The following is a 22,381-nucleotide window of genomic DNA, read 5'->3' as shown; positions in this document are numbered from 1 at the left end:
GAGTACCGCTTCGGTTGACGGCTGGTTTAGTAGTTGTCACCTAGTGAAAACGTCTGAGAACGGCCGGTTTTCCGGGATATTCGTAGCGAACCGTTGCCATCCGTAGTACTCCATTGGGCGGCGACGGGGATCGTGCCGGGATCGTATCGGCCGGCCGGCGAAATCGCGCGGTCGGACCACACGTTTATCCCGTCCGATCCGATACTCCGACGTATGCACAGCGCCCGGGATCGCATCGAATACGAACCGTGGCTCGAGGAACTCGAGACCGTTGCCGACCGGCTCGAGCTGACGACGGAGGCCCGTTCGTGTGCCGCCGATCTCTTCCTCGCAGACGTTCCAGACGCCGATCGCTCAAAGCGAGCGGTGCTCGCTGCCAGTCTCTACGCCGGCTCGCTCGTCGCCGGTGACGGTCGCACTCAGGGCGCAGTCGCCGACGCTGCCGATGTCTCCCGACTGTCGATCCAGTCCCGCTGGAAGGAACTGCTCGAGTCGGCCGGGCTCGAACCGCCCCGCTGGTAGCGCTCTCGTACAATCACCGTTTCCCGGCGCAGTGGTGGACTGATTCGGCATAAGCTGATACTACGAGCGCGATCCGACGCGGGTTTTCCGGACAATCGGTTCACGTGACAGGAGACGGTTCACGTGACAGGAGACAATTCGTCCGCTCGCTCAACGGGAGCCGATAATCGGGCCACTCAGTCGTCGATGACGGTCCCGTGCTCGTCGATCTCGCCCGTGACGATCCGGGTGCTCGAGATGATGTCGCCGTCGTCCGCGACGAGGTGTGGAACGACGACCACCTCGAGCGGGTCGTGCCCGTTCTCGCGGCGGATCTCGTTGATCCGTTTGCCGCCCTCGCGGGTTTCGGGGGAGACAACGAGATAATCGAACTGCGGTTCGGTCGCGATTCCCGTCGGGGACTCGAGCATTCGAATCTCGAACTCGCGGTTGTGGTCAGCCGCGATCGAATCGAGTTCGGCAGCGAGTGCGTCCTTGCGTTCGTCGAACGATCGGACGTGTCGATCGACATCTCGCGACTTCGGTGCGAGTTCGTCGCTGGTCAATCCGACCGTCACGTCCCCGAGTTCGAACGCCCGTTCGAACAGCCGTCGATGGCCGTCATGAACGGGGTCGAAGGTCCCACCAAGCGCGACGTCCATACCCCACCTCACTTGCGCGGTGCGTATAAAACGGTCGAATCAGCGCATCTGCTTGCGAGGAATTTATGTCCCCCGCACAACCGGGGGTTTCGACAGCTGTCGAAACTCGCCTTCGCATTGTTTTTAGTAGTCCCCCGCAGTGTCCCCGGTATGGGATTAGATGAGGATTCACTGGAGTATCACCGCACCGATCCACCCGGAAAAATAGAGATTTCGACCACGAAACCGACGAATACGCAGCGCGATCTCTCGCTCGCGTACTCGCCGGGCGTCGCCGCGCCGTGTCTCGAGATCGACGCGGACGAAACCGACGCGTACCAGTACACGGCCAAGGGCAATCTCGTCGGCGTCGTCTCGAACGGCTCCGCCGTGCTCGGACTGGGCGACATCGGCGCGCAAGCGTCGAAACCGGTCATGGAAGGGAAGGGCGTCCTGTTCAAGCGCTTCGCCGACATCGACGTCTTCGACATCGAACTCGACGAAGCCGATCCCGACAAACTCGTCGAGGCCGTCAAGATGATGGAACCCACCTTCGGTGGCGTCAATCTCGAGGACATCAAAGCGCCCGAGTGTTTCACCGTCGAGGAGCGCCTGCGCGAGGAGATCGACATCCCGGTCTTCCACGACGACCAGCACGGCACCGCCATCATCTCCGGCGCGGCGCTCATCAATGCCGCCGACGTCGCGGGGAAGTCGCTCGAGGAACTCGAGATCGTGTTCTCGGGAGCCGGCGCGAGCGCGATCGCGACGGCGCGGTTCTACGTCTCGCTGGGCTGTAAGAAGGAGAACATCACGATGTGTGATTCCTCGGGGATCATCACCGAGGAGCGCGCGGCGGCGGGCGACGTCAACGAGTACAAACAACAGTTCGCCCGCGACGTGCCCGAAGGGGGGCTCGCGGACGCGATGGAGGAGGCAGACGTCTTCGTCGGCCTCTCGATCGGCGGGATCGTCTCCCAGGAGATGGTCCAGTCCATGGCCGACAACCCGATCGTCTTCGCGATGGCCAACCCCGATCCGGAGATCGGTTACGAGGACGCCAAAGACGCCCGCGACGACACCGTCATCATGGCGACCGGCCGCTCCGACTATCCGAATCAGGTCAACAACGTCCTCGGGTTCCCCTTCATCTTCCGCGGCGCGCTCGACGTACGTGCGACCGAGATCAACGAGGAAATGAAGGTTGCCTGCGCCGAGGCGCTGGCCGAACTCGCTCGTCAGGACGTTCCCGACGCGGTCGTCAAGGCCTACGGCGACGAGGCGATTCAGTACGGCCCGAACTACATCATTCCCAAACCCGTCGACCCGCGGGTGCTCTTCCGCGTCGCACCGGCGATCGCTGAGGCCGCGATGGAGTCCGGTGCCGCGCGCACCGAGATCGACCTCGAGGCGTACGAGGAGGAACTCGAGGCCCGCCTCGGGAAATCGCGCGAGATGATGCGCGTCGTCCTCAACAAGGCCAAGAGCGACCCCAAGACGGTCGCGCTCGCGGAGGGCGAAAACGAGAAGATGATCCGGGCGGCCTACCAGATCCAGGAGCAAGGGATCGCCCTCCCGATCCTCATCGGGGACGAGGACGAGATCAAACAGACGTCCGCGAACCTGGGTCTCGACTTCGATCCGACCGTGGCCGATCCGACCGTCGGCGACTACGAGGAGTACGCCGACCGGCTTCACGAACTCCGCGCGCGCAAGGGGATCACGCGGAGCGAAGCCGGCGAACTCATCGAACACGATACCAACTACTTCGGCAGCGTGATGGTCGAGCAGGGCGACGCTGACGCGCTCCTGACCGGCCTGTCCCATCACTATCCGTCGGCGCTCCGACCGCCACTGCAGGTGATCGGCACCGCCGACGACGTCGACTACGCCGCCGGTGTCTACCTGCTCACGTTCAAGAACCGCGTCATCTTCGTGGCCGACGCAACGGTCAACCAGGCTCCCAACGAGGACGTCCTCGCGGAGGTTACCAAACAGACCGGGAAACTCGCGCGGCGGTTCAACGTCGAACCGCGCGCCGCCTTGCTCTCGTACTCGAACTTCGGCAGCGTCGACAACGAAGGGACACGTAAACCTCGAAAGGCGGCCTCGATGCTGCAAGACGACCCTGACGTCGACTTCCCCGTCGACGGGGAGATGCAGGCCGACACCGCCGTCGTCGAGGACATCCTCGAGGGGACCTACGGCTTTTCGGACCTCGAGCAGCCCGCGAACGTACTGGTCTTCCCGAACCTCGAGTCGGGCAACATCGGCTACAAACTGCTGCAGCGCCTCGGCGGCGCGGACGCCATCGGGCCGATGCTGGTTGGCATGGACGAGCCGGTTCACGTCCTCCAGCGGGGCGACGAGGTCAAGGACATCGTGAACCTCGCCGGCGTTGCGGTCGTTGACGCCCAGCAGGAGTGAGACGGTGAGCGAGCACGCGGCTGACCCACGGGACAACGCCGGTCGGAACGGAGACGCCAATCAGGCGATCCATAGGCCTGACTCCAATCAGGCGATCCACGAGGCCGAATCTGATCGGGCGGTCCCCGGAGCCGACTCCGATCGGAGCACCCCCGAGGCCGGCGGTGCTCGATTCACCAGACGACAGCTTCTCAGTACCGCGGGAACTGCCGGAGCAGTCGGTCTCGCCGGTTGTGTCGGCCGACAGTACCGGTCGCCACCCGACTGCTCCGCCGTCGCCAGCGCCGCCGGCAACGCGGACGGCTACGTGCCGCTGCCGGCGGACGACGACGTGTCGATGTTCCGTCGCGGACTACGACGGTACGGCTACTACCCCGAGGAAACCGTTCCGTCATCGGTAACCGTCGACTGGTCGTTCCCGGTCAACCGTATCGGTCATACCGCGGCCAAATCGACGCCCCGGCCGACGCCCGACGGTGAGACAGTGCTGATCGCCGGCGACGACGGTCGGATTCACGCCGTCAGACCAACCGGGGAACACCGCTGGAAGCGCGAGACCGGGGCCGGCAGAAGCCTCGGCTTCCACGGGACGCCGGCGATCGCCGACGGCACCGCCTACATCGGCGGCTACGACGGCGAACTCTACGCCGTCGACATCGACTCCGGACGCACGATCTGGCACACCCGAATGCGCGAGTTCGGCGATGCGATCGCGATCGGCTCGAGCCCCGCGTACGTCGACGGCTCGCTCTATCTGCTCACCGAACACAAAAACCCCGCCAGCGGCGCGCTGTGGGAGGTCGACGCCGCGACCGGGAATCCGACCTGGAGCGACGACCGCATCTGGGGAATGCCCCATCCCTCGCCCGCGATCGACTGCGAGGCGGGCCGCCTCGTCACCGGCTCCAACGACGGCGTCGTCTACTGCTGGGAGTTTCCCTCCCTCGAGTTCGCCTGGTCGTTCCAGGCGGGCGGTGAGGGTGGCCCCGACGGGGAATCGATGGCGGGCGGTCGATTCAATCTCGGTGCGCAGATCAAGGGGACGATCCCGACGTACGACGGCGCGGCGTTCGTCGGCTCCTGGGACGGCCGGTTCTACCGCCTCGATCTCGCCGACGGCAGCGAGGAGTGGTCGTTCGACACTGGCGACGTCGTCATGTCGAATCCGGCGATCGATCCCGACCGCGGAGTCGTCTACGTCGGTAGCGATAGCCACTACGTCTACGCGCTCGAGGCCGCGACAGGCGACGAACTGTGGTCGACCGACGTCGACGGCCACGTCATCGGCTCGATCACTGCCACGGCCGAAACGATACTCGTCGGCTCCTACGACACCCACCTGTACGCACTCGACAGAGAAACCGGAAACCGGCGCTGGCGAGTCGAAAACCGCGGCCACGTGACCAGCGGCGCGATCCCCCGCGACGGCCGGATTTACTACGCCGAGCGCGGCGTCTTCTCGAACTACTACGACGATGACGAGGAGACGGTGCTCGAGAAGCCCGGCCGTGCGTACTGTCTGGTTCCGGACGACTGACGACCGTCGCTTCTCAGTACGTGGGGGAATCAAGGAGAAAGCCCTGCCCTGAAGATCCGGGAGGAGACCGATTACAGTGAAGAACGAAATCAGGTTTCGAGAAATCTATTCAATTCGTTAAATTCGTCGGATGAGAGAATGACTTCGGTAGCGAACGCATCGAACCGCTCGAAGTCATAGTCAATTGTCAGAACGGTGTCCACTTCTTCTTCGATCGCCACCTGGGCAGAGTATCCGTCCCAGCCACCGATATTCGCACTGCACGCTCGAGCGAATCCACCGCGTACGATCTCGTCGGGCATTCGGTCGTACCAGTGAATTCGCTTTGCATCCATGAAATTCTCTAGAAGTCGAGATGCATCCTCGTTCGATTGTCCGTAGTACGTCGTCAGGACAGTGTGTGCTCCGAATAGCGCAGGATACGGCACAACGGCTTCTATGTCACCGGCGATGGCATCTCGGATATACGAGAGCGCAGCATCACGAACCGGGGTCTCCGTGTGTGCGAGAGCGATCACTCCGACATCGAACAGATAGGGGCCACCTGCGTCACTCATCGCTGTCTTTCTGTGCCCCTCGCTGAACAGCGTCTCTGTGCTTCTGGGCGACCGGATCGGAGCCTTCGTCGAGCGGAGTCGTCTCCCCACCGTGAGAAGACGTTTCCTCGACGAGTTGTTCCATACGGTCGATAATCCGTTCGGGATCGTCTTCGGGCTTGACGACCGCTTTCCCGTCTTCCTCGCGGATCTCGACTTCGGTACCGGGAGTGATACCGAGGCGCTCTCGAACCTCCTGTGGAAGGACGATTCGTCCCTTTGAATCCACTTTCGCCATATTCCCACATAGAGTGGGACCGATGATAACCGTTCTGGTGAGAGCACCGATTCCGTTCCTGACTCCAAATAGAGAAACCGTCCCACCACCGATGATCGCCAGAAAGGTGGGAGTCGACATCCTCGTGGCGCGCTCACAGCGGGAATTTCGTAGCAGTGCATTCAAGTAGACGCCAAGATTTTGATTGGGTATGCAAGATCAGGGACGCTCTACGCGCAAGCGAACCGGTGGCCGACTGAAGAACGTTCGAAATCGCCGCAAGGACGAACTCGGTCGACTGCCGACTGAGACCGAGGTCGGCGAGCCGCGATTCCGGACCGTCGACGTCCGCGGTAACGGGACGAAGACGCGAGCGCTCGCCACGAACGTCGCGAGCGTCAACAAGGGCGACGAGACGGTGCCCGCGGATATCGAGGACGTCGTCGAGAACGACGCTAACCCGAACTACATCCGTCGTAACATCATCACCAAGGGAGCCGTCATCGAGACGAGCGAGGGTCGAGCCCGCGTCCGGTCCCGGCCCGGTCAGACCGGTCAGGTCACCGCCGTTCTCCTCGAGGAGTAGCGATCAACGGGTTTCGGTCGGTTTTTGCACACTGTGCTCGAGCGGCGCTGCCGCGGATTTAGGGCCGCGGTGCCGCCTTCTGTAACGCCGTCTCGGCAATGTTGCCGCCGTAGTCGGCGCTTCTGGACAGCGAGTCGACGATCAGCCCTAGCGACTGGGCCTGTGCTGGCTCGAGATCGCGGAGCTTGTCGTCGATCTGGCGGGTGTGTTCGTCGATCTCGAGGACGGCCGCGAGCGCGTCGTGGCCCAGCCGGGTGGCCTCTTCGGACTCGTCGGCGAACAGCGCGTCCATCGACTGGTCGAAGACGCTTGTGGCTTCGGCGTGGAGTCCGTGGAGGGCGTCGGCCACGTCGGCGGGAAGCTCGTCGAGTTTGAGCGCGATGTCGCTGATCTTGACGGCGTGGTCGGCGATCCGCTCGAGCTGGCGGGCGCTCGAGTGAAAGTCGAAACAGGCCTCGCGCGAGACGCCCAGTTCCTCGACGGCGCGGGGCGATCGCAGCGTCGCACGGAAGATCCGCGAGACGACGAGCCAGAGCCGGTCGACGTCGTCGTCGCGCTCGATCACGTCGCGAGCGATGTCGTCGTCGTTCTCGATCAGTGCGGTCACCGCGTCCTCGAGCATCGATTTGGCGATCAGGCGCATCCGCGTGATGGCGTTGACGATCGACAGCTCCGAGGAGTCGAGGAGGTCCTGGATGACCACGCTATCGCTGGTTTCCTCGAGCACCTCGACACCGACGAGTCGCTGGGTCGCATCGCGGATCGCGCTGCGCTGATCGGTCGTGATCCGGCCCGCCTCCAGCGAGATGACGTCAAAACCGCTGACGTACATCGTCATCACCGCCCGCATGAGCTGTTCGTCCGCGAGCCCGGAGACATCCAGCGTCCCCTCTTGGCGGCGTGTTTCGCGTTCGGGAGTGAGAAGTAGTTCGTCGTCCTCGGGATAGAACTCGACCGTCGTCCCGCTGCTCACGTCGTTGGCCGTCGCCCACGTTTTCGGCAGCGAAACGGTGTACGTCGACCCGCCAGTCACCTGGACTTTTCGCGTCTCCATACGCAGCCGTTTCTACTGCAACAATATAAATCTAACAGTCTATAGAGAAATATGGATAGTGAGGATACCGGCGCATTGGCCGCCCTATACTGTATTTTTGCTCCCCATCAGATTGTATGGCTCCATCGAAGATAGTTGACAAACGTAGGTCTATATAGACCACATATCGGATTGTATCCTCCGGAACCGACGGGTAAACGCTGATCTCGGCGACGCAAACCGAGCGAGCGATACGCGGGGCAGATCCAGGACGATTCGTCGCTATCGCACGTCGGCGAGGTCGACGAACGCCCGAACGTTCGCCGATATCCACGTCGTCAACTGGTCGGCCTCGGAGCACTCGCGCGGCGCGATCGTACACCGGTCGGGACGGCCCTCGTATCGGACGACGATCGACTCGAGTGCAGGCGCGTCGCTCTCGTGCTGTGCGACCGCGGCGAGTCTCCGTCGGGCGGACCGGTCGTCGTGACCGCTGGTGGATCCGTTCATGGGTTCGAGGGATCGTGTATGCGATCCGAGCGACGACACAAAGCCACTGCTAGTTGTGGTATTGAGGGATCTATAGGGGTATCCGAAGGCGGGGAGAAGGGTGGCTCTCGGGAGGCGGCCATCGTGACGCGGCCCAGAGATCGTCGAGACACGAGATTTCTTTACGATCGACCGCCCACCACGGGTATGCACGTCGTCGTCAACGCCGCCGCGAGTGCGGACGGCAAACTCTCCTCGCGCCGGCGCGAACAGATCGCGATCAGCGGCGAGGCGGACTTCGCACGCGTCGATCGGCTCCGGGCAGCGAGCGACGCCGTCGTGGTCGGCGTCGGAACCGTCCTCGCGGACGATCCGCACCTGACCGTCAAGGACGAGGAGTTGCGCTCCCAGCGCCGAGAGGACGGCCGCCCCGCGAATCCCGCGCGGGTGGTCGTCGACTCGAGCGGTCGAACCCCGGCAGACGCGGCGATCCTCGACGACGCGGCGACGACCTACGTCTGTCTGAGCGAGGCGGCACCCGTCGATCGCCGCATGGCCCTCGCCGACCACGCCGAGTTGGTTACGGCGGGTGAGAAGCGTGTCGACCTCCTGCGAGCGTTCGCGACGCTGCAAGAGCAGGGTCTCGAGCGGATCATGGTCGAGGGTGGCGGCGAACTCATCTTCTCGCTGTTCGAGGCCGGACTGGTCGACGAGCTACGGATGTTCGTCGGCCCGACGATCATCGGCGGCCGCGACGCCCCGACGCTGGCCGACGGCGAGGGGTTCGTCGCCGACTTTCCGACGCTCGAGCTCGCGGACGTCGACCGGCTCGACGACGGTGTCGTGCTGACCTGGCGAGTCGACGAACGCGATAGTAGCCACTGAAAGTCAATGCACACATGATCGCACGACGACGTTGCGATCAGTGTGTAAATCGTTTCAGTGGCTACTATAGAGAGACTCGAGTCACTCGAACTCGGGATCGCGATCCTCGACAAACGCCGCCATTCCCTCGCGCTGATCGTGCGTGCCAAAGAGGCTCGCAAAGGCGCGTTTCTCGTACGCGAGCCCGCTCTCCTGGGAGCCCTCGAGCCCCTGATTAAGTGCCTGTTTTGCGGTTCGCATGGCGAACGCTGGCTGTGCAGCGAGCCGGTCGGCCAGTTCGCCGACGACGCTCTCGAGGTCGTCATCGGGGACGACCTCGCCGAACAGCCCCGCCTCTGCCGCGGAGTCGGCGTCGAGCCGTTCGCCGAGGAAGATCATCCGGCGCGCGGTCTCGTCGCCGACCAGCCGCGGCAGCCGCTGGGTCGCTCCCCAGCCCGGAATGATACCGAGATCGATTTCGGTGTTGCCGATCAGCGCCGATTCGGCCGCGACCCGCAGGTCGCAGGCCAGCGCCATCTCGCAGCCGCCGCCGAACGCGTAGCCGTTGACCGCGGCGACCGTCGGCGCGGGAAACGCCTCGAGCGCGTCGGCGACGTCGTGGCCGAGTTCGCCCCACTCCTGTGCCGCTTCGGCGGAGAGATCCCGCATGTATTTGATGTCCGCGCCGGCGATGAACGCGTCGCCGGCCCCCGTCAGGACGAGAACGCGCGCGTCTTCGTCCGCGGCCGTCTCGAGCGCCTCGCCCATCGCCTCGAGCGTTTCGACGTTCAAGGCGTTGAGCGCGTCGGGGCGGTCGACGGTCAGTGTTGCAACGTCTCCGTCCCACTCGAGTCGGACTGTGTCCCAGGACATACCGCGGCGTTCGACTGCCACCGGCATATCGTTTCGCACGGCCGGGGCGATCGAACGCTGCCCGCGACCGCAGTCCCCCGTCACACCTTTCCTCGCTCGCACTCTACTGGGAGGTATGGAACGAGCCACGTTCGGCGGCGGTTGCTTCTGGTGTACCGAGGCGGCGATGAAGGAACTCGAGGGCGTCGAGTCAGTCACGTCCGGCTACGCCGGCGGGCACGTCGAGGATCCGTCGTACCGCGAGGTCTGCTCCGGAAACACCGGCCACGCGGAGGTCGTGCAGGTGGAGTACGATCCCGACGCGATCGGCTACGACGAACTGCTCGAGGTATTCTTCGCCACCCACGATCCGACCCAGCTGAACAGACAGGGACCTGACGTCGGAACCCAGTACCGCTCTATCGTGCTGTCTCACGACGAAGACCAGCGGCGGCAGGCCGAAGCCTACATCGAGGCGCTCGACGAGGAGTACGACGACGACGTTGTGACCGAACTCGAGTCCCTCGAGACGTTCTATCGCGCCGAGGAGAAACACCAGGACTACTTCGAGAAGAATCCGAACGACGCCTACTGTACGATGCACGCAGCCCCGAAAGTCGAGAAGGTTCGCGAAAAGTTCGAACGGAAGACGAAATCGGCGGGCGAAGCGCGCTAACGGCGCGCGCCGCGGGCTGTTGTCGAGTTATTACGAGCACGCTGCTGTCGGGCTCTCACGAGCACACTGTCGCCGAATTCTCACGAGCGCACGGATTCCGAGCGACCCCGAGTATTCTCACAGGCAGCCGACCACCCCGGCGTTATTTGAGACTTTTCAGCAACGCTCTAGAGTGGGAATGCCGTTCACAAAATACTCGATACAGAGCGTCCGCAGGGGGATCCGGAACCCGGAACTCGTCTGGACGGAACTCTGCAAGTACCTCTGGTCGGCCCACCGGACCGTCTTCGAGCTTCGTCACGGGAGCGGTATCGATATCATGGCCGAAGACTGGGACACGCTCATCGTCCTCGACGCCTGCCGGTACGACGCCTTCGCCGCCCGGAATCGACTCGACGGGACCCTCGAGTCCCGGCTGTCCGCCGGCTCGAGCAGCCCGGGGTGGATCGACGCGAACTTCGCGGGAAAGACCCACCACGACACCGTCTACGTGAGCGGGAACGCCTTCACGGCCGATATCGGAGACGACGTGTTTCATGCGATCTATCCGGTACCGCCGGAGCCGGTCGCGGAGTCGTCGGCCGTCGACGCGAGCGACGTCCTGGATCCCGAGTTGCTGGAAGACAGTTACGCGATCGCTCCGGAAACGGTCGTCGAGCGAGCGCTCGAGGCCCACGAAAAACACCCGAATAAGCGGTTGATCGTCCATTTCCTCCAGCCCCACGTCCCGCTCATCGGTGAGACCGGCCTCGAGATCTACCAGCGGATCGCCGCCGAGGGCGATCTCTCGGCGCTTTCGCGCGGCGGCCGAGGCGACCGCTTCGGTGCGTTGAACGTCCAACTGTACGACATCATCGAGAGCGACGAGTTCGATATCGACGTCGCCGATCTGCGTCGCGCGTACGTAGAGAACCTCGAGATCGTTCTCCCGTCCGTCGATCGATTGATTCGGGAACTGGACGGGAAGTCCGTCGTCTCGGCCGATCACGGCGAACTGCTCGGCGAACGACTGCTCCCCTTCACGAGCCGAAAGTACGGCCACTTCGAGTACCTGGCCGCGGAGCAGTTACGACGAGTGCCGTGGCACGTCGTCGACTCGGACGATCGCCGACGGATCGTCGCGGACGCGCCGATCGAGTCCGCTCGAATGGACGAGGAGGAGGTGACGGAGAAGCTCCGGGTCCTGGGCTACCGGTGAGGAGACCCGTTTTGGCACCGAATTTCGAGGGGGAATCGGACGACATGGGTTGGGGCTGACGCCTCGAGTCGGGAGGCGGCTCGAGCAACCACGGGTCGGCCTCGATATCGGCCCGCTGCCATCCGTTTTTCGTCCGTATCTGGGCCGTCGCTACCGAGCCCGCTGTCCGTCGAACAGTGAAAGGTACGTCCGTTCGGGGCGCGTCGTTCGAATATGGACGATCGAACGGACGTTCTCGTCATCGGCGGCGGTGCGACCGGAACGGGAATCGCTAGAGACCTGGCGCTGCGAGGCGTCGATGTCACGCTGGCCGAGCGAGGCGGACTGTCGTCGGGCACCTCGGGGCGGTCACACGGACTGCTCCACAGCGGCGCTCGCTACGCCGAGGCCGACGGGAGGGAGGCGCGGGAGTGCCTCGAGGAAAACCGCATCCTCCGGGACATCGCTGGCGACTGTATCCGAGAGACGGGAGGGTTGTTCGTGCAACTGGCCGACGACGATCTGGCCTACTTCGAAGCGAAGCGCGACGCCTGCGAGGACGTCGGGATTCCGACCGACGTGATCGACGGGGAGAGCGCTCGCGAAGCAGTCCCGGGCCTCGCCGCGGACGTCGAACGGGCCATGCGGGTCCCGGACGCGGTCGTCGCTCCCTCCCGGCTGGTCGCCGCCAACGCGGTCGACGCCAGCGAGCACGGCGCTCGAGTCCGCACGCACGCACCGGTCACGTCGATGACCGTCGAGGACGACCGGATGACGGCCGTCACGCTCGGCGGCGACGCCGGCGAGACGCTCCGGCCGCGATACGTGGTGAACGCGACCGGGCCCCACGCGGGCCGCGTCGCGGAGATGGCCGGCGTCTCCGTTTCGATGCGACCGACACGGGGCGTCATGGTCTCGGTCGAATACGACGGCCTCGAGCCGGTGGTAAATCGCTGTCGCGAGCCCGACGATGGGGACATCGTCGTCCCGCACGACGGCGAGGTCGTCCTCGGGACGACGAGCGTTCCGGTCGACGATCCGGACGACTACGAGCGGGCCGACTGGGAGATCGAACGGACGGTCGAGGAGTGCGCGGCGATGCTCCCGTCAGTCGCCGAGAGCGAGCGCGTTCGAACGTGGTGGGGCGTCCGCCCGCTGTACGAACCCGACGAGGCCGCTCGCGGCGGTCGCGGCATTTCGAGGGGGTTCCACCTGCTCGAACACGCCGACGAGGACGTTGAAAACTGCTGTAGCGTCGTCGGCGGGAAACTGACGACCTACCGCCGGATGGCCGAGGCGACCGCCGATCTCGTCTGCGACCGGCTCGGGGTCGACGCCGATTGTGAGACCGCGGAGCGGCGACTCCCGAGCGCATCGGACCCCGCACGGCTCGACGAATTCGTCCGGCGGTTCGACGGGCAGGGACCGACGGACGAGGATCTCGTCGGCCGATAAGGGGGACCTCGTCGGTCGGTCGTGATCGGTTTCATGGTCAGGAAGCCGAGACGCCGGTCTCGAGGATCCCGGTGAGCGGAGCGCACGAAGCGGCGCGTTCAGAACTCTCGCTTCGCGTTGGACCAGATACTCAGCTCGGCCGACCGATCGATATTGGCGTACAGCTCGTTGTCGTCGTCGAGTCCGATCGAGATCCGATTGAGATTGGCGACGTACCGTGACCGCTGGTGGCCGCCGTGACGGACGCCGACGGTTTCGTCGACCAGCCCGGCCTCGGTCAGCGCGTCAAGTTTGCGATACGTCGTCGAGAGCGGACGATCCGTCGCCTCGGCGATATCGGGGACGGTCATCGGCTCCTCGAGCACCGCGATGATCTCCCGACAGGAGTCGTCGTCGAGCGCGGCGATCACCCGCTCGAAGGCGGGTGCATCGTCGGACGAGGAGAATTCGAGAGACATTGGCTGACCGCAGGTTAGGAGCGAGCCCTAAAGACACGTTTGGTTAGGCGTGTCACGCTATCGACACGCGCCGAGTGGACCAACTACATGTACGCTCGGTCCGACCGATCGCGTATGAACGACGACCAGAGATCGGACTCGCCGATCGAGAACACGCCGGGACAGGGACGGACGCCGGAACCCGAGCGGATCGAGCCGGCCGCACCCGAGGAGTTCGGCCTCGTCCAGGTCTGGTGGGGCGACGGGAAAGGGAAAACGACCGCGACACTCGGCATGGGGCTACGCGCCGCGGGCCACGGCTACCGCGTTCACATGCTCCAGTTCATGAAGGGCGGGGCCTCGAGCGTCGACGCGGTGCGCGGCGAGTACAACGCGATGGCCATGCTCCCCGGGCTGAGCTACGAGAACCTCGGCCACTACGGCTGGCACGGGATGGCAGACGGCAGCGACGAGGCGGACCACGAGGCCGAAGCGCAGGCCGGCCTCGAGCGCGCCCATGAGCTACTCGAGGCGGCGGGAGCGACCGACCTCGACAAGCCGATCGACCTCGACGCGGAGCCGGAAGCGGGCGTCCACATGCTACTCCTCGACGAAGTCCTCTACGCCGCGGATCGCGGCCTGCTCTCCGAGACGGACGTTCACGACCTCATCGACGCGAAGCCGGACGGCCTCGAGCTCGTGTTATCAGGCAGCCACACCGAGCCGTCGTACCTGACGGATCGCGCCGACCTGATCACGAACGTCCGAAAGGTGAAACACCCGATCGACGACGGACAGCGGGCGCGACGCGGCACCGAGTTCTGAACGGAATCGGCGGTCGTCGAGTGCTGCTGTGAGGGCCTGCCGCTGCTCGAGCGGACCCGGATTTTTGGCGGTTGCGGTCGATGACTCGCACATGACAGACCGAAGCCGCGCACACGTCTTCGTCTCCGGAACCGTCCAGGGCGTCTACTACCGCGCGAATACCCGCGATACGGCCCGTGACGAGGGCGTCGACGGCTGGGTGCGAAACCGCGAGGACGGCCGCGTCGAGGCGGTCTTCGAGGGCCCCGAGGCCGCGGTCGAGTCGATGATCGAGTGGTGTCACGAGGGCAGCCCCGCGGCCGATGTCGAGCGCGTCGAGGCCGACTACGAGGAGCCGCGGGGCGAGGACGGGTTCGAGATTCGCTACTGAGACGAGGGAAGGATGACAGTCGAGGGAATCGAGCGGCGAAGCGACAACGGGACGATCCTCGAGCCCCTATCACGTCCAGTGACCGTACGGCATCGAGACGGCAGTCACTTCGAGAGCGAGGAGGGCTATCGGGCGCGGCCGCTGAAGCGAGACCAGCCCACGCTCGGGGAATTCTGCTAATGGGAATCATCGACCGCTTCGAAGAGGAGTATCTCGACGTCTCGAGTAGCCATGCGTCGGTTCGGGAGTTGCTCGAGTTGCTCGTCGGTGCAGTGCTGTTCGTCGTCGGTGCGAGCGCGCTGGCGTACTATCTGCTCGGTCAGCAACTAGCGATGTGGGTCGCGGGAGGACTCGTCGTCATCTTTGCGATCACGCTGGTCTCACAGGCCTACTGGGCCGTTACCGGCCGAGAGGACTACGAGGAGTAGTGGACGGCTGGGCCTCGCCGCTCGCTCTCGCCCTCACTCGGCGGTTTCGTAGCGCCGAGCGCCGCGGATCATCCGGGCGGTCAGGAGTCCGACACCGACGACGAATGCGATCCAGATCGCCTCGGAGCCGCCGAACGGCTCCGTATACTCGACGATCGCGACAAGCAAGACGAGCGCGGCGACGTAGAGGGCGTTGGTACCGATAAAATTCGCCAGTCCGTCCTCGTCTGCGACCCGGTCCGGGTCGTAGCCCGCGATCAGTCGAACCATCCCGAAGTACTTGATGAGGATTCCCAGTGTGGCGATGAACACCGCCGATGCAAGGAGGCCGATGACTGTGCCTGTCGCCATACGGCAATAATGACAATCCATTCATAAAAATCGTCCCGGGTGTCTCGTTCGGCACCGTCCCTATGCGCCGGTCCGGAGGTGATGAAAGACGTAGGTCTGGGCGTACCCCGCGTACTCGCCCCCGAGCCGTTCGCGAAGGGCTCGAGAGGTGTCGGCGTAGGTCCCGCGGTCGCAGTCGGGATAGTACTCCTCGATCGCCGACTTGATCCAGGTGTCAAGCGGGACGGCCTCGTCGAAGTCCAGCGAGAAGAGGAGTACGCAGTCGGCCACCTTGTCGCCGACGCCGACGAACCGCGTCAGGTACTCCCGTGCGTCCTCGTACGGAAGATCGCGCGCCTCGGCCGGATGAGCCTCGCCGCCGGCGACCATCTCGGCGGTCCGGACGACGTAGGGAGCGCGGTATCCCAAACCGAGCTCGCGGAGTTCAGCCTCGGTCGCGGTCGCGAGCTGTTCCGGCGTCGGAAACGCGTGATACGTCTCGCCGTCGAAATCGATCTCGTCGCCGTACTCGCGGGCCAGCGTCGAGACCATCGTGTGAATCCGTCCGACGCGCATCTGGGCCGAGCAGATAAACGAGATCAGGCAGCCGAAGGGCGGATCCGCGACCAGTCGCATTCCGCGGTGGGCCTCGTACGCCTCGCGGAGCAGCGGATCGTCCGGTCCGGCCGCGACGATCGCCTCGAGATCGTCCGCAAGGCGCAACAACCGGCGCACAGGCGATTCGGCATCGATCGTCGACTCCCACTCGAGGTCGCCGTCGCGGATCCGGACGCGGATCACGTCACCGGTGGACCCGTTGGCGGCATCCGAGCCGCCGGATACGGCGTCCGAGCCAACGACCGTCGAGTACCACGCGCCGGGGGCCACCGTGTCGGTATACATCTCACCGTCTTCTCGCCGCCAGAGGTAGCTCTGTCCGCTCTCGAGGGTTCGGTACAGATCGAGTCCGCCAGCGAGTTCGTCGATTGGGATCGTCCCCGTTTCCATTCGGTCGCACCTTGGATCCCGCGGGCCCTTTGCCTTTCGAACCGACGCTCTGACCGACTTGGTCCGCGATCCACGCCCGACAGCCACACGGCGATAGTCCCGCCGTGGGGCGAACCTTCTTACTGGAGGGGATGCAATGTCTGTGTATGGATTGCAGGGTTGTGGTCGAAGCTGCCGTGCCGGTCTTCGACGTCGAAACGGCGGACGAGGCGATCCGAATCGCCATCTCGAAGACGGGTGAGATGTTGAACCCTGACCTGAACTACGTCGAGATCAACATGGGCGAACGCACCTCCCCGTCGGGAGAGGAGCTTCCCCCCGCGTTTATCGCGGCCGACGAAGCGCTCGTCGCGCTCGAACTGGAGATGACTGTCTTCAACGTCGAGCGTGAGGAGCACGCCTCGCGGATCGCACGAAAGGAAATCGGCCAACTCCTCGAGAACATCCCGCTCGAGGTCATGCACGTCGAGGTTCTGGACGACGATGAGGATGCGAACGATTCGGCCGACGAAGAGACGACCGCTCCCGACGACGAGTCGACCACCACGAATTCGACCGGCGACGCCGACGAGAACGACACAACCGAGGACGACGCGGACGACGAAATCCTCCCCGAGTTCGAGGACCTGGTCGAGTAACGGTTACTCCGGCCGCTTGGTCCACGTCTACTACCGAATTGCACATCCACAGGTCCGCTATTTGTCGGTGATGATCTCCTCGAGCAGAGAGCGATGCGCCGAGTCTTGCCAGTCGGCGGTGTCGATGGTCCAAGGATACGTCGAGAATCTCAGTCCGCAGTTGCGGCGACAGCTTCTTCCTGCTCACCTTCCCGCATGTTCATCGTGATTCCCCCAGCAAGCGCAAAAACGGCGGCTTTATGATCTGTTTTCGATTTGTGGATCGATGTCGGTCGAATCCCCTTGGCTTCGTACTCGCCGAGATCGATCTCACAGTTATCCCACTCTGCACACTGATTGGATACCTCCGCGAGAAGTCCGTGAAGGTGAATGAGCTCCTGCTTCTTCATACCATCCTCTTCTACCCACTGCAGGGTTATATTATTATCTTGAGTTGCGTTAACACGCGACCCGTGTCGGCCGAGTGGTGTGTCATCGGCGGAGACGATTCGAATGCGGTGCCTACGCGAACGGAGTCAGACGATGGGAGTACGGTACGACCGTATTTACGGGCGTAATAGCTGCTTTCGCTATAGTTTTTGAAAGGCTATCGACGGAACGTAACGGATACCTACTTCGGAGCACCGGCGGCGAAAATGCGGTTTCGATCGGCCTATCCGAGCTGTTTCAACGTCTGGAGATCGCGATCCGTCCGCATGAACTCGGCGGTACGATGAGAGGCGTGACAGTTCGGACAGTGAAACATTTCGGCGGGCGTCGGGAGTTCGTCCGGAGAAACCTGCCAATCTTTCGTACATTCGGGGCACAACAGCTGGACGGTCGTTTTATCCATGCTACATATGTGCACACGAGGGGTCAAAAACGTTGTCGCAGTCTCGCTCGGTCGAACGCACCACCCGCGTCGGTACGACGCGACAGATGACAGCCGTCACACGACGTTTCAGTCGTCGATTTCGGGTTTACGCGGGTGCGGCCGTGTCCGACGCCTCGAGCAGTTCCTTGTAGCGGTTCCGGATGGTGACTTCGGAGATGCTGGCGACCTCGCTGACCTCGTTCTGGGTGACCTTCTCGTTGGTCAACAGGGCGGCGGCATAGACCGCGGCGGCCGCGAGGCCGACCGGCGACTTGCCGCTGTGGACGCCTTCCTGACGAGCCGACTCGAGCAGCTCCCGTGCCATCCGCTCGGTCTCGTCGGAGAGATCGAGGTCGCTGACGAACCGGGGCACGTAGTGTTCGGGGTCGGCCGGCTTGACCTCGAGGCCGAGTTCCCGAATGATGTAGCGGTAGGTGCGGGTCAGTTCCATCTTTTCGACGCGGGAGACGGCCGAGATCTCGTCGAGGCTGCGCGGCGTGCCGGCCTGTCGGGCGGACGCGTACAGCGACGCAGTCGCGACGCCTTCGATCGAGCGGCCCGGAAGCAGGTCCTCCTCGAGCGCGCGGCGGTAGATGACTGACGCGGTCTCGCGGACGTTCTCCGGGAGGCCGAGCGCGCTTGCCATCCGGTCGATCTCGCCGAGGGCCTGCTTGAGGTTACGCTCTTTCGAGTCGCGAGTGCGGAATCGCTCGTTCCAGGTGCGCAGGCGCTGCATTTTCTGGCGCTGGCGGCTCGAAAGCGCGCGGCCGTAGGCGTCCTTGTCCTGCCAGCCGATGTTCGTCGAGAGCCCCTGGTCGTGCATCATGTTCGTCGTCGGCGCGCCGACGCGGGACTTCTCGTCCTTCTCGCTGGCGTCGAAGGCTCGCCATTCGGGGCCGCGATCGATCTCGTCTTCCTCGACGACGAGGCCGCAGTCTGTACAGACGGTCTCGGCGTGTTCGTCGTCCGATACCAATCGGCCGCCACACTCCGGACAGTGCTCTTGCTCGTCGGAAACCGCCGTGGTTTCCTCCGCTTCGGTTTCGGTCTCTCGGTCGTTCGTATAGGTTCGGATGCTGGTATCTGTCATAGTGTATCGGGTGAGTTACTTGGGGCTCCCGGGTGGGGTAACCAGAAGAAACCCGGTCGCCGCAGCTAACATAGAGTTAGGCCGTAAGGCATATAAAGGTTTCGCCTACTTTATAAACTAATCGCAATTACTGGTATATATGTTCCGGTTACATAGTTATTAATCGTGTTGGATAGCAGGGGCGGGATACAGGTTCCACACGTCGAGTGAATTCCGCTACTCGACGGTGAAGAGGTGGCCCTCCGTCGGCACATCGAACAATCCGATGCGGGCCCCCGCATCGAGCCACGCGTGGCCGTAGGAAAACGACGCCAGCGCATTGACGAGATCGCCCCGCTCTCGAAAGTGGGTCCCGTCCTCGAGATACGACGACGCCATCTCGTAGCAGTCGGCGGCCGCTTCCGCCATCGGGGTCCCCTCCGGCGGCGCGATCGTCGCCGCCTCGAGCGCCTCCGCGAGTAACTCGCCGTACCGGTTCGTCTTCTCCTCGAGATCGGCAGCCATGGTCGATCCTCGTCGCTCGGCCCCGTAAGTGCGTCGTCGCGTCCGCGTCGAAGCCGCTCGGGTTAACTACCGTATACGTATGGCCCGGCCCATCGTGGCTCTCGAGAGTGCGACTACTCCAGGTGTTCGTCCCGGACGACACGCGGGACGAAGCGCTCCGGGTACTGGAAGACGAAGACATCGATTACGTGTTGACCGCCGAGAACAGTGACCGGTCAGACGGCGATCTGGTCACGTTTCCGCTCCCGACCCAGGCCGTCGACCATGTGCTTACGTCGTTGCGCGAGGTCGGCATCGACGACGACTTCATCGTCGTCTCTTCGATCGAGACCGCACGCACCCCGCAGATAGAACAACTCGAGGAGCGCTACGTCAACGGGGAGGAGGCGGACGACAGCATCGCTCGCGAGGAGATTCGGACGCGGGCGCTGAACATGACTCCCAGTCGACTCACCTACTACGCGATGACGGTCCTGAGCGCGATCGTCGCGACGGCGGGCCTGTTGCTCGACTCGCCGGCGATCGTCGTCGGGTCGATGGTCATCGCCCCGCAGGTCAGCGCGGCCCTCACCGGCACCGTAGGGCTCGTCCTCGACGACCGGGAGATGGTCCGGGGCGGGCTCTCGTCGCTGACGATCGGACTCGTCGTCGCGATCGTCAGCGCCTTCGCGTTCGCCTGGCTGGTGCGCTTCAGCGGAGCCGTCCCCTCGACGATCGACATCACCGCCATCACTCAGGTGCAAAACCGAATCTCACCGGGTCTACTCGCCCTCATCGTCGGCTTCTGTGCGGGGGCAGCGGGCGCGTTCGGCCTCGCGACGGCGATCCCCGTTTCACTGGTCGGCGTGATGATCGCCGTCGCGTTAATCCCGGCCGCCGCCGCGGTCGGCATCGGGCTGGCTTGGGGCCATGCACCCGTCGCGCTCGGCGCCTTCGTTCTGGTCGCCGTCAACGCCGCCTCGATCCTTCTGGCGGGACTCGTCGTGTTCTGGTACCTCGGCTACCGACCGCTGAACTGGACGGCGGGAACGCTCCGCGGAAACGTCTCCCGGGACCGCGTCGGCACCCTCGCCGTCGTGCTCGTCCTCGGCGCGGTCGTCGTCGCCGGTGCCGGTATCGTCCTCGGCCACCACGTCGCCTTCGACAACGAGGTCAACGAGGAGATCAGAACCGTCCTGAGCGACGAGGAGTACGACGGGCTCGAGCTGGTCGAAGTGCGGACCGAGTTCAACGACGGCGGCCTCGTCAGCGACGAGACGGGCGTCACGGTCGTCGTCCAGCGGCCCGCGGACCAACCGTATCCCACCCTCGTGGAATCGGTTCAAACGGCGCTCGAGGACAGAACCGACCGCGAGATCACGGTCTCCGTCGAGTTCGTCGAGGGCGCAACGACGGCGGACGACACCGAAAGTCCGTCACAGTAAGCGGGATCGATTGCTGAGAGCACAAGCGGTTTAGGCACTCTATTCGAAACACGAGATATGAGCGACCAGCCACGCGTCGAGATCTATACCAAAATGGACTGTCCGTACTGCGAGAAGGCCAAAGACCTCTTCGACAGCAAGGACATCGAGTACGACACGTACAACGTTACCGGTGACGACGAACTGTTCGAGGAAATGGTCGAGCGTACGGACGGCCGCAAGACCGCCCCCGAAGTGTTCATCGATGACGAACTGATCGGCGGTTGGGACGACACCAGCGCGCTCAACGAGAACGGCGAACTCGACGAGAAGCTCGGCATTGCCGATGAAGCTGATAGCGACATCGTCGAACACCGCACGATGATCATCGCCGGGACCGGCATCGCCGGGCTGACCGCTGCGATCTACGCCGGCCGCTCGAACAACGAGCCGCTGGTCATCGAGGGCGACGAACCCGGCGGGCAGCTCACCCTGACCACCGACGTCGCCAACTACCCCGGCTTTCCCGACGGCATCGGCGGCCCGGAGCTGGTCAACAACATGAAAGAACAGGCCACCCAGTTCGGTGCCGAGCTGAAAAACGGCATCATCGAAACGATCAACGACTCGAGTCGCCCCTTCCGGGTCGAGCTCGCGGACGGCGACGTCTACACCGCCGACGCCGTCATCGCCGCTTCGGGTGCCAGCGCCCGCACGCTCGGCATCCCCGGCGAAGACGAACTGATGGGCTACGGGCTCTCGACGTGTGCGACCTGTGACGGCGCGTTCTTCCGCGGGGAGGACATGCTCGTCGTCGGCGGCGGCGACGCCGCCATGGAGGAAGCCACCTTCCTCACGAAGTTCGCCGACACCGTCTACATCGCCCACCGCCGCGAGGAGTTCCGCGCGGAGGACTACTGGATCGACCGCGTCCACGAAAAGGTTGAAGACGGCGAGATCGAGATCATGAAAAACACCGAACTGACCGAGATCCACGGCTCGCAGGAAGGAGGCGTCGACCACGTCACACTCGTCGAAAACGACAAGGGCCATCCCACCGACCGCCTCGAGGACCCCGAGACCGAGGAGTTCGAGTTCGACGTCGGCGCGGTCTTCTTCGCCATCGGCCACACTCCCAACACCGACTACCTCACCGAGACCGGCGTCGAGATGGACGCCGACGGCTATCTCAAGACCAAAGGGGGCGAGGGCGGCGGCCAGACCGCAACCCACGTCCAGGGCATCTTCGGCGCCGGCGACGTCGTCGACTACCACTACCAGCAGGCCGTGACTGCGGCGGGGATGGGGTCGAAGGCGGCACTGGACGCCGACGAATATCTGGAAGATCTAGAGCGAGCCGGCTCGAGCGTCGAGGAAGCGGAGCCGGCGGCGGCGGACGACTGACGGTTTTTCATCGGAACTGCATTTGACTCCGCGTTTCTGG

28 protein-coding genes are annotated in these 22,381 nt (G+C 64.0%); 15 read left to right on the top strand and 13 right to left on the bottom strand.

Annotation, left to right across the window (positions count from 1 at the left end):
• The first annotated feature begins 213 nt into the window (after nt 1-213).
• On the top strand, nt 214-522 hold the full coding sequence (locus tag ACEWFR_RS16945) for a cyclin (protein ID WP_098727410.1): 309 nt from the start codon (nt 214-216) through the stop codon (nt 520-522).
• A gap of 176 nt (nt 523-698) precedes the next feature.
• Here the strand turns inward: ACEWFR_RS16945 and ACEWFR_RS16940 are convergent, their stop codons facing one another.
• The gene (locus ACEWFR_RS16940) at nt 699-1,163 is read right to left on the bottom strand and encodes a phosphopantetheine adenylyltransferase (protein ID WP_374062162.1); all 465 of its coding nucleotides are present in this window, start codon (nt 1,161-1,163) and stop codon (nt 699-701) included.
• Nucleotides 1,164-1,313: 150 nt separating this feature from the next.
• On the opposite strand from ACEWFR_RS16940, the gene ACEWFR_RS16935 reads away from it, so the two are divergent.
• Together ACEWFR_RS16935 and ACEWFR_RS16930 are read left to right on the top strand one after the other, a co-directional pair.
• A complete protein-coding gene (locus tag ACEWFR_RS16935; RefSeq protein ID WP_374062161.1) occupies nt 1,314-3,569 on the top strand; it encodes an NADP-dependent malic enzyme in 2,256 nt (751 codons plus the stop codon).
• A gap of 94 nt (nt 3,570-3,663) precedes the next feature.
• Nucleotides 3,664-5,106 carry a PQQ-binding-like beta-propeller repeat protein gene (locus ACEWFR_RS16930; protein ID WP_374062186.1) on the top strand — a complete coding sequence of 481 codons (1,443 nt, stop codon included), beginning with the start codon at nt 3,664-3,666 and terminating at the stop codon, nt 5,104-5,106.
• Nucleotides 5,107-5,195: 89 nt separating this feature from the next.
• On the opposite strand, the gene ACEWFR_RS16925 is transcribed toward ACEWFR_RS16930, so the two are convergent.
• Entirely contained in the window at nt 5,196-5,663 is a 468-nt protein-coding gene (locus tag ACEWFR_RS16925) for a hypothetical protein (protein WP_374062160.1), read from the bottom strand.
• A complete protein-coding gene (locus ACEWFR_RS16920; protein WP_374062159.1) occupies nt 5,656-5,940 on the bottom strand; it encodes an AbrB/MazE/SpoVT family DNA-binding domain-containing protein in 285 nt (94 codons plus the stop codon). Before ACEWFR_RS16920 ends, ACEWFR_RS16925 begins: the two co-directional genes overlap by 8 nt.
• Nucleotides 5,941-6,130: 190 nt before the next feature.
• Between ACEWFR_RS16920 and ACEWFR_RS16915 the strand changes: the two genes are divergently transcribed.
• Entirely contained in the window at nt 6,131-6,505 is a 375-nt protein-coding gene (locus tag ACEWFR_RS16915; protein ID WP_374062158.1) for a 30S ribosomal protein S8e, read from the top strand.
• 58 nt (nt 6,506-6,563) lie between these two features.
• Here ACEWFR_RS16915 and ACEWFR_RS16910 read toward each other — a convergent pair whose 3' ends face one another.
• Both ACEWFR_RS16910 and ACEWFR_RS16905 read right to left on the bottom strand, forming a co-directional pair.
• Nucleotides 6,564-7,559, bottom strand: a complete 996-nt coding sequence (locus tag ACEWFR_RS16910) for a PhoU domain-containing protein (RefSeq protein WP_374062157.1) — start codon at nt 7,557-7,559, stop codon at nt 6,564-6,566.
• A 261-nt stretch (nt 7,560-7,820) separates the two neighbouring features.
• Nucleotides 7,821-8,048: a hypothetical protein gene (locus ACEWFR_RS16905; protein WP_374062156.1), complete on the bottom strand. Its 228-nt coding sequence runs from the start codon at nt 8,046-8,048 to the stop codon at nt 7,821-7,823.
• Between the two features lie 186 nt (nt 8,049-8,234).
• Between ACEWFR_RS16905 and ACEWFR_RS16900 the strand changes: the two genes are divergently transcribed.
• Complete coding sequence (locus ACEWFR_RS16900; RefSeq protein ID WP_374062155.1) at nt 8,235-8,912, top strand: 2,5-diamino-6-(ribosylamino)-4(3H)-pyrimidinone 5'-phosphate reductase; 678 nt, start codon at nt 8,235-8,237, stop codon at nt 8,910-8,912.
• A gap of 81 nt (nt 8,913-8,993) precedes the next feature.
• Here ACEWFR_RS16900 and ACEWFR_RS16895 read toward each other — a convergent pair whose 3' ends face one another.
• Nucleotides 8,994-9,764, bottom strand: coding sequence for an enoyl-CoA hydratase/isomerase family protein (locus ACEWFR_RS16895; RefSeq protein WP_098726168.1), 771 nt, complete (start codon nt 9,762-9,764; stop codon nt 8,994-8,996).
• A gap of 115 nt (nt 9,765-9,879) precedes the next feature.
• Between ACEWFR_RS16895 and msrA the strand changes: the two genes are divergently transcribed.
• The 3 genes from msrA to ACEWFR_RS16880 all read left to right on the top strand — a co-directional run bounded on the left by msrA (nt 9,880) and on the right by ACEWFR_RS16880 (nt 13,051).
• Nucleotides 9,880-10,419, top strand: coding sequence for a peptide-methionine (S)-S-oxide reductase MsrA (gene msrA, locus ACEWFR_RS16890; RefSeq protein ID WP_374062154.1), 540 nt, complete (start codon nt 9,880-9,882; stop codon nt 10,417-10,419).
• A gap of 178 nt (nt 10,420-10,597) precedes the next feature.
• Nucleotides 10,598-11,617 (top strand): hypothetical protein, encoded by a 1,020-nt coding sequence (locus tag ACEWFR_RS16885; RefSeq protein WP_374062153.1) that lies wholly within the window; start codon nt 10,598-10,600, stop codon nt 11,615-11,617.
• 213 nt (nt 11,618-11,830) lie between these two features.
• Nucleotides 11,831-13,051, top strand: a complete 1,221-nt coding sequence (locus ACEWFR_RS16880; RefSeq protein ID WP_374062152.1) for an FAD-dependent oxidoreductase — start codon at nt 11,831-11,833, stop codon at nt 13,049-13,051.
• Nucleotides 13,052-13,149: 98 nt separating this feature from the next.
• Here the strand turns inward: ACEWFR_RS16880 and ACEWFR_RS16875 are convergent, their stop codons facing one another.
• Nucleotides 13,150-13,509 (bottom strand): helix-turn-helix domain-containing protein, encoded by a 360-nt coding sequence (locus ACEWFR_RS16875; protein ID WP_374062151.1) that lies wholly within the window; start codon nt 13,507-13,509, stop codon nt 13,150-13,152.
• A gap of 114 nt (nt 13,510-13,623) precedes the next feature.
• Between ACEWFR_RS16875 and ACEWFR_RS16870 the strand changes: the two genes are divergently transcribed.
• The 4 genes from ACEWFR_RS16870 (at nt 13,624) to ACEWFR_RS16855 (ending at nt 15,111) form a co-directional block, all read left to right on the top strand.
• The gene (locus ACEWFR_RS16870) at nt 13,624-14,313 is read left to right on the top strand and encodes a cob(I)yrinic acid a,c-diamide adenosyltransferase (protein ID WP_374062150.1); all 690 of its coding nucleotides are present in this window, start codon (nt 13,624-13,626) and stop codon (nt 14,311-14,313) included.
• A gap of 91 nt (nt 14,314-14,404) precedes the next feature.
• Entirely contained in the window at nt 14,405-14,683 is a 279-nt protein-coding gene (locus ACEWFR_RS16865) for an acylphosphatase (protein ID WP_374062148.1), read from the top strand.
• Nucleotides 14,684-14,695: 12 nt separating this feature from the next.
• Nucleotides 14,696-14,863: a hypothetical protein gene (locus ACEWFR_RS16860; RefSeq protein WP_374062146.1), complete on the top strand. Its 168-nt coding sequence runs from the start codon at nt 14,696-14,698 to the stop codon at nt 14,861-14,863.
• Nucleotides 14,863-15,111, top strand: a complete 249-nt coding sequence (locus ACEWFR_RS16855) for a hypothetical protein (RefSeq protein WP_374062145.1) — start codon at nt 14,863-14,865, stop codon at nt 15,109-15,111. Before ACEWFR_RS16860 ends, ACEWFR_RS16855 begins: the two co-directional genes overlap by 1 nt.
• A gap of 33 nt (nt 15,112-15,144) precedes the next feature.
• Here ACEWFR_RS16855 and ACEWFR_RS16850 read toward each other — a convergent pair whose 3' ends face one another.
• Both ACEWFR_RS16850 and ACEWFR_RS16845 read right to left on the bottom strand, forming a co-directional pair.
• Nucleotides 15,145-15,462, bottom strand: coding sequence for a DUF3784 domain-containing protein (locus tag ACEWFR_RS16850; RefSeq protein WP_374062144.1), 318 nt, complete (start codon nt 15,460-15,462; stop codon nt 15,145-15,147).
• Nucleotides 15,463-15,522: 60 nt separating this feature from the next.
• The gene (locus tag ACEWFR_RS16845; protein WP_374062143.1) at nt 15,523-16,449 is read right to left on the bottom strand and encodes a DNA-3-methyladenine glycosylase; all 927 of its coding nucleotides are present in this window, start codon (nt 16,447-16,449) and stop codon (nt 15,523-15,525) included.
• Nucleotides 16,450-16,595: 146 nt separating this feature from the next.
• On the opposite strand from ACEWFR_RS16845, the gene ACEWFR_RS16840 reads away from it, so the two are divergent.
• Nucleotides 16,596-17,087 carry a DUF555 domain-containing protein gene (locus ACEWFR_RS16840; RefSeq protein WP_374062142.1) on the top strand — a complete coding sequence of 164 codons (492 nt, stop codon included), beginning with the start codon at nt 16,596-16,598 and terminating at the stop codon, nt 17,085-17,087.
• Between the two features lie 149 nt (nt 17,088-17,236).
• On the opposite strand, the gene ACEWFR_RS16835 is transcribed toward ACEWFR_RS16840, so the two are convergent.
• The 4 genes from ACEWFR_RS16835 to ACEWFR_RS16820 form a co-directional block, all read right to left on the bottom strand.
• The gene (locus ACEWFR_RS16835; RefSeq protein WP_098726157.1) at nt 17,237-17,476 is read right to left on the bottom strand and encodes a UPF0058 family protein; all 240 of its coding nucleotides are present in this window, start codon (nt 17,474-17,476) and stop codon (nt 17,237-17,239) included.
• 263 nt (nt 17,477-17,739) lie between these two features.
• Nucleotides 17,740-17,919 carry a hypothetical protein gene (locus ACEWFR_RS16830; RefSeq protein ID WP_098726156.1) on the bottom strand — a complete coding sequence of 60 codons (180 nt, stop codon included), beginning with the start codon at nt 17,917-17,919 and terminating at the stop codon, nt 17,740-17,742.
• Nucleotides 17,920-18,046: 127 nt separating this feature from the next.
• Entirely contained in the window at nt 18,047-19,030 is a 984-nt protein-coding gene (locus tag ACEWFR_RS16825; RefSeq protein WP_374062141.1) for a transcription initiation factor IIB family protein, read from the bottom strand.
• Between the two features lie 216 nt (nt 19,031-19,246).
• The gene (locus ACEWFR_RS16820; protein ID WP_374062140.1) at nt 19,247-19,534 is read right to left on the bottom strand and encodes a DUF357 domain-containing protein; all 288 of its coding nucleotides are present in this window, start codon (nt 19,532-19,534) and stop codon (nt 19,247-19,249) included.
• A 107-nt stretch (nt 19,535-19,641) separates the two neighbouring features.
• On the opposite strand from ACEWFR_RS16820, the gene ACEWFR_RS16815 reads away from it, so the two are divergent.
• A complete protein-coding gene (locus tag ACEWFR_RS16815; protein ID WP_374062139.1) occupies nt 19,642-20,958 on the top strand; it encodes a TIGR00341 family protein in 1,317 nt (438 codons plus the stop codon).
• Between the two features lie 57 nt (nt 20,959-21,015).
• Complete coding sequence (locus tag ACEWFR_RS16810) at nt 21,016-22,341, top strand: FAD-dependent oxidoreductase (protein ID WP_374062138.1); 1,326 nt, start codon at nt 21,016-21,018, stop codon at nt 22,339-22,341.
• The last annotated feature ends 40 nt before the right edge of the window (nt 22,342-22,381 follow it).

Source organism: Natrinema sp. H-ect4 (genome assembly GCF_041894845.1).
GTDB lineage: Archaea > Halobacteriota > Halobacteria > Halobacteriales > Natrialbaceae > Natrinema.
This window is presented reverse-complemented; position numbering and strand designations above follow the sequence as displayed.

Coding starts and splice junctions, on each gene's coding strand:
- ACEWFR_RS16870 (WP_374062150.1), top strand. CDS start 13,624: ATGAACGACGACCAGAGATCGGACTCGCCGATCGAGAACACGCCGGGA.
- ACEWFR_RS16915 (WP_374062158.1), top strand. CDS start 6,131: ATGCAAGATCAGGGACGCTCTACGCGCAAGCGAACCGGTGGCCGACTG.
- ACEWFR_RS16925 (WP_374062160.1), bottom strand. CDS start 5,663: ATGAGTGACGCAGGTGGCCCCTATCTGTTCGATGTCGGAGTGATCGCT.
- ACEWFR_RS16910 (WP_374062157.1), bottom strand. CDS start 7,559: ATGGAGACGCGAAAAGTCCAGGTGACTGGCGGGTCGACGTACACCGTT.
- ACEWFR_RS16865 (WP_374062148.1), top strand. CDS start 14,405: ATGACAGACCGAAGCCGCGCACACGTCTTCGTCTCCGGAACCGTCCAG.
- ACEWFR_RS16855 (WP_374062145.1), top strand. CDS start 14,863: ATGGGAATCATCGACCGCTTCGAAGAGGAGTATCTCGACGTCTCGAGT.
- ACEWFR_RS16860 (WP_374062146.1), top strand. CDS start 14,696: ATGACAGTCGAGGGAATCGAGCGGCGAAGCGACAACGGGACGATCCTC.
- ACEWFR_RS16830 (WP_098726156.1), bottom strand. CDS start 17,919: ATGGATAAAACGACCGTCCAGCTGTTGTGCCCCGAATGTACGAAAGAT.
- ACEWFR_RS16880 (WP_374062152.1), top strand. CDS start 11,831: ATGGACGATCGAACGGACGTTCTCGTCATCGGCGGCGGTGCGACCGGA.
- ACEWFR_RS16900 (WP_374062155.1), top strand. CDS start 8,235: ATGCACGTCGTCGTCAACGCCGCCGCGAGTGCGGACGGCAAACTCTCC.
- ACEWFR_RS16895 (WP_098726168.1), bottom strand. CDS start 9,764: ATGTCCTGGGACACAGTCCGACTCGAGTGGGACGGAGACGTTGCAACA.
- ACEWFR_RS16810 (WP_374062138.1), top strand. CDS start 21,016: ATGAGCGACCAGCCACGCGTCGAGATCTATACCAAAATGGACTGTCCG.
- ACEWFR_RS16905 (WP_374062156.1), bottom strand. CDS start 8,048: ATGAACGGATCCACCAGCGGTCACGACGACCGGTCCGCCCGACGGAGA.
- ACEWFR_RS16940 (WP_374062162.1), bottom strand. CDS start 1,163: ATGGACGTCGCGCTTGGTGGGACCTTCGACCCCGTTCATGACGGCCAT.
- msrA (WP_374062154.1), top strand. CDS start 9,880: ATGGAACGAGCCACGTTCGGCGGCGGTTGCTTCTGGTGTACCGAGGCG.
- ACEWFR_RS16850 (WP_374062144.1), bottom strand. CDS start 15,462: ATGGCGACAGGCACAGTCATCGGCCTCCTTGCATCGGCGGTGTTCATC.
- ACEWFR_RS16885 (WP_374062153.1), top strand. CDS start 10,598: ATGCCGTTCACAAAATACTCGATACAGAGCGTCCGCAGGGGGATCCGG.
- ACEWFR_RS16825 (WP_374062141.1), bottom strand. CDS start 19,030: ATGACAGATACCAGCATCCGAACCTATACGAACGACCGAGAGACCGAA.
- ACEWFR_RS16845 (WP_374062143.1), bottom strand. CDS start 16,449: ATGGAAACGGGGACGATCCCAATCGACGAACTCGCTGGCGGACTCGAT.
- ACEWFR_RS16920 (WP_374062159.1), bottom strand. CDS start 5,940: ATGGCGAAAGTGGATTCAAAGGGACGAATCGTCCTTCCACAGGAGGTT.
- ACEWFR_RS16875 (WP_374062151.1), bottom strand. CDS start 13,509: ATGTCTCTCGAATTCTCCTCGTCCGACGATGCACCCGCCTTCGAGCGG.
- ACEWFR_RS16820 (WP_374062140.1), bottom strand. CDS start 19,534: ATGGCTGCCGATCTCGAGGAGAAGACGAACCGGTACGGCGAGTTACTC.
- ACEWFR_RS16935 (WP_374062161.1), top strand. CDS start 1,314: ATGGGATTAGATGAGGATTCACTGGAGTATCACCGCACCGATCCACCC.
- ACEWFR_RS16840 (WP_374062142.1), top strand. CDS start 16,596: ATGGATTGCAGGGTTGTGGTCGAAGCTGCCGTGCCGGTCTTCGACGTC.
- ACEWFR_RS16945 (WP_098727410.1), top strand. CDS start 214: ATGCACAGCGCCCGGGATCGCATCGAATACGAACCGTGGCTCGAGGAA.
- ACEWFR_RS16835 (WP_098726157.1), bottom strand. CDS start 17,476: ATGAAGAAGCAGGAGCTCATTCACCTTCACGGACTTCTCGCGGAGGTA.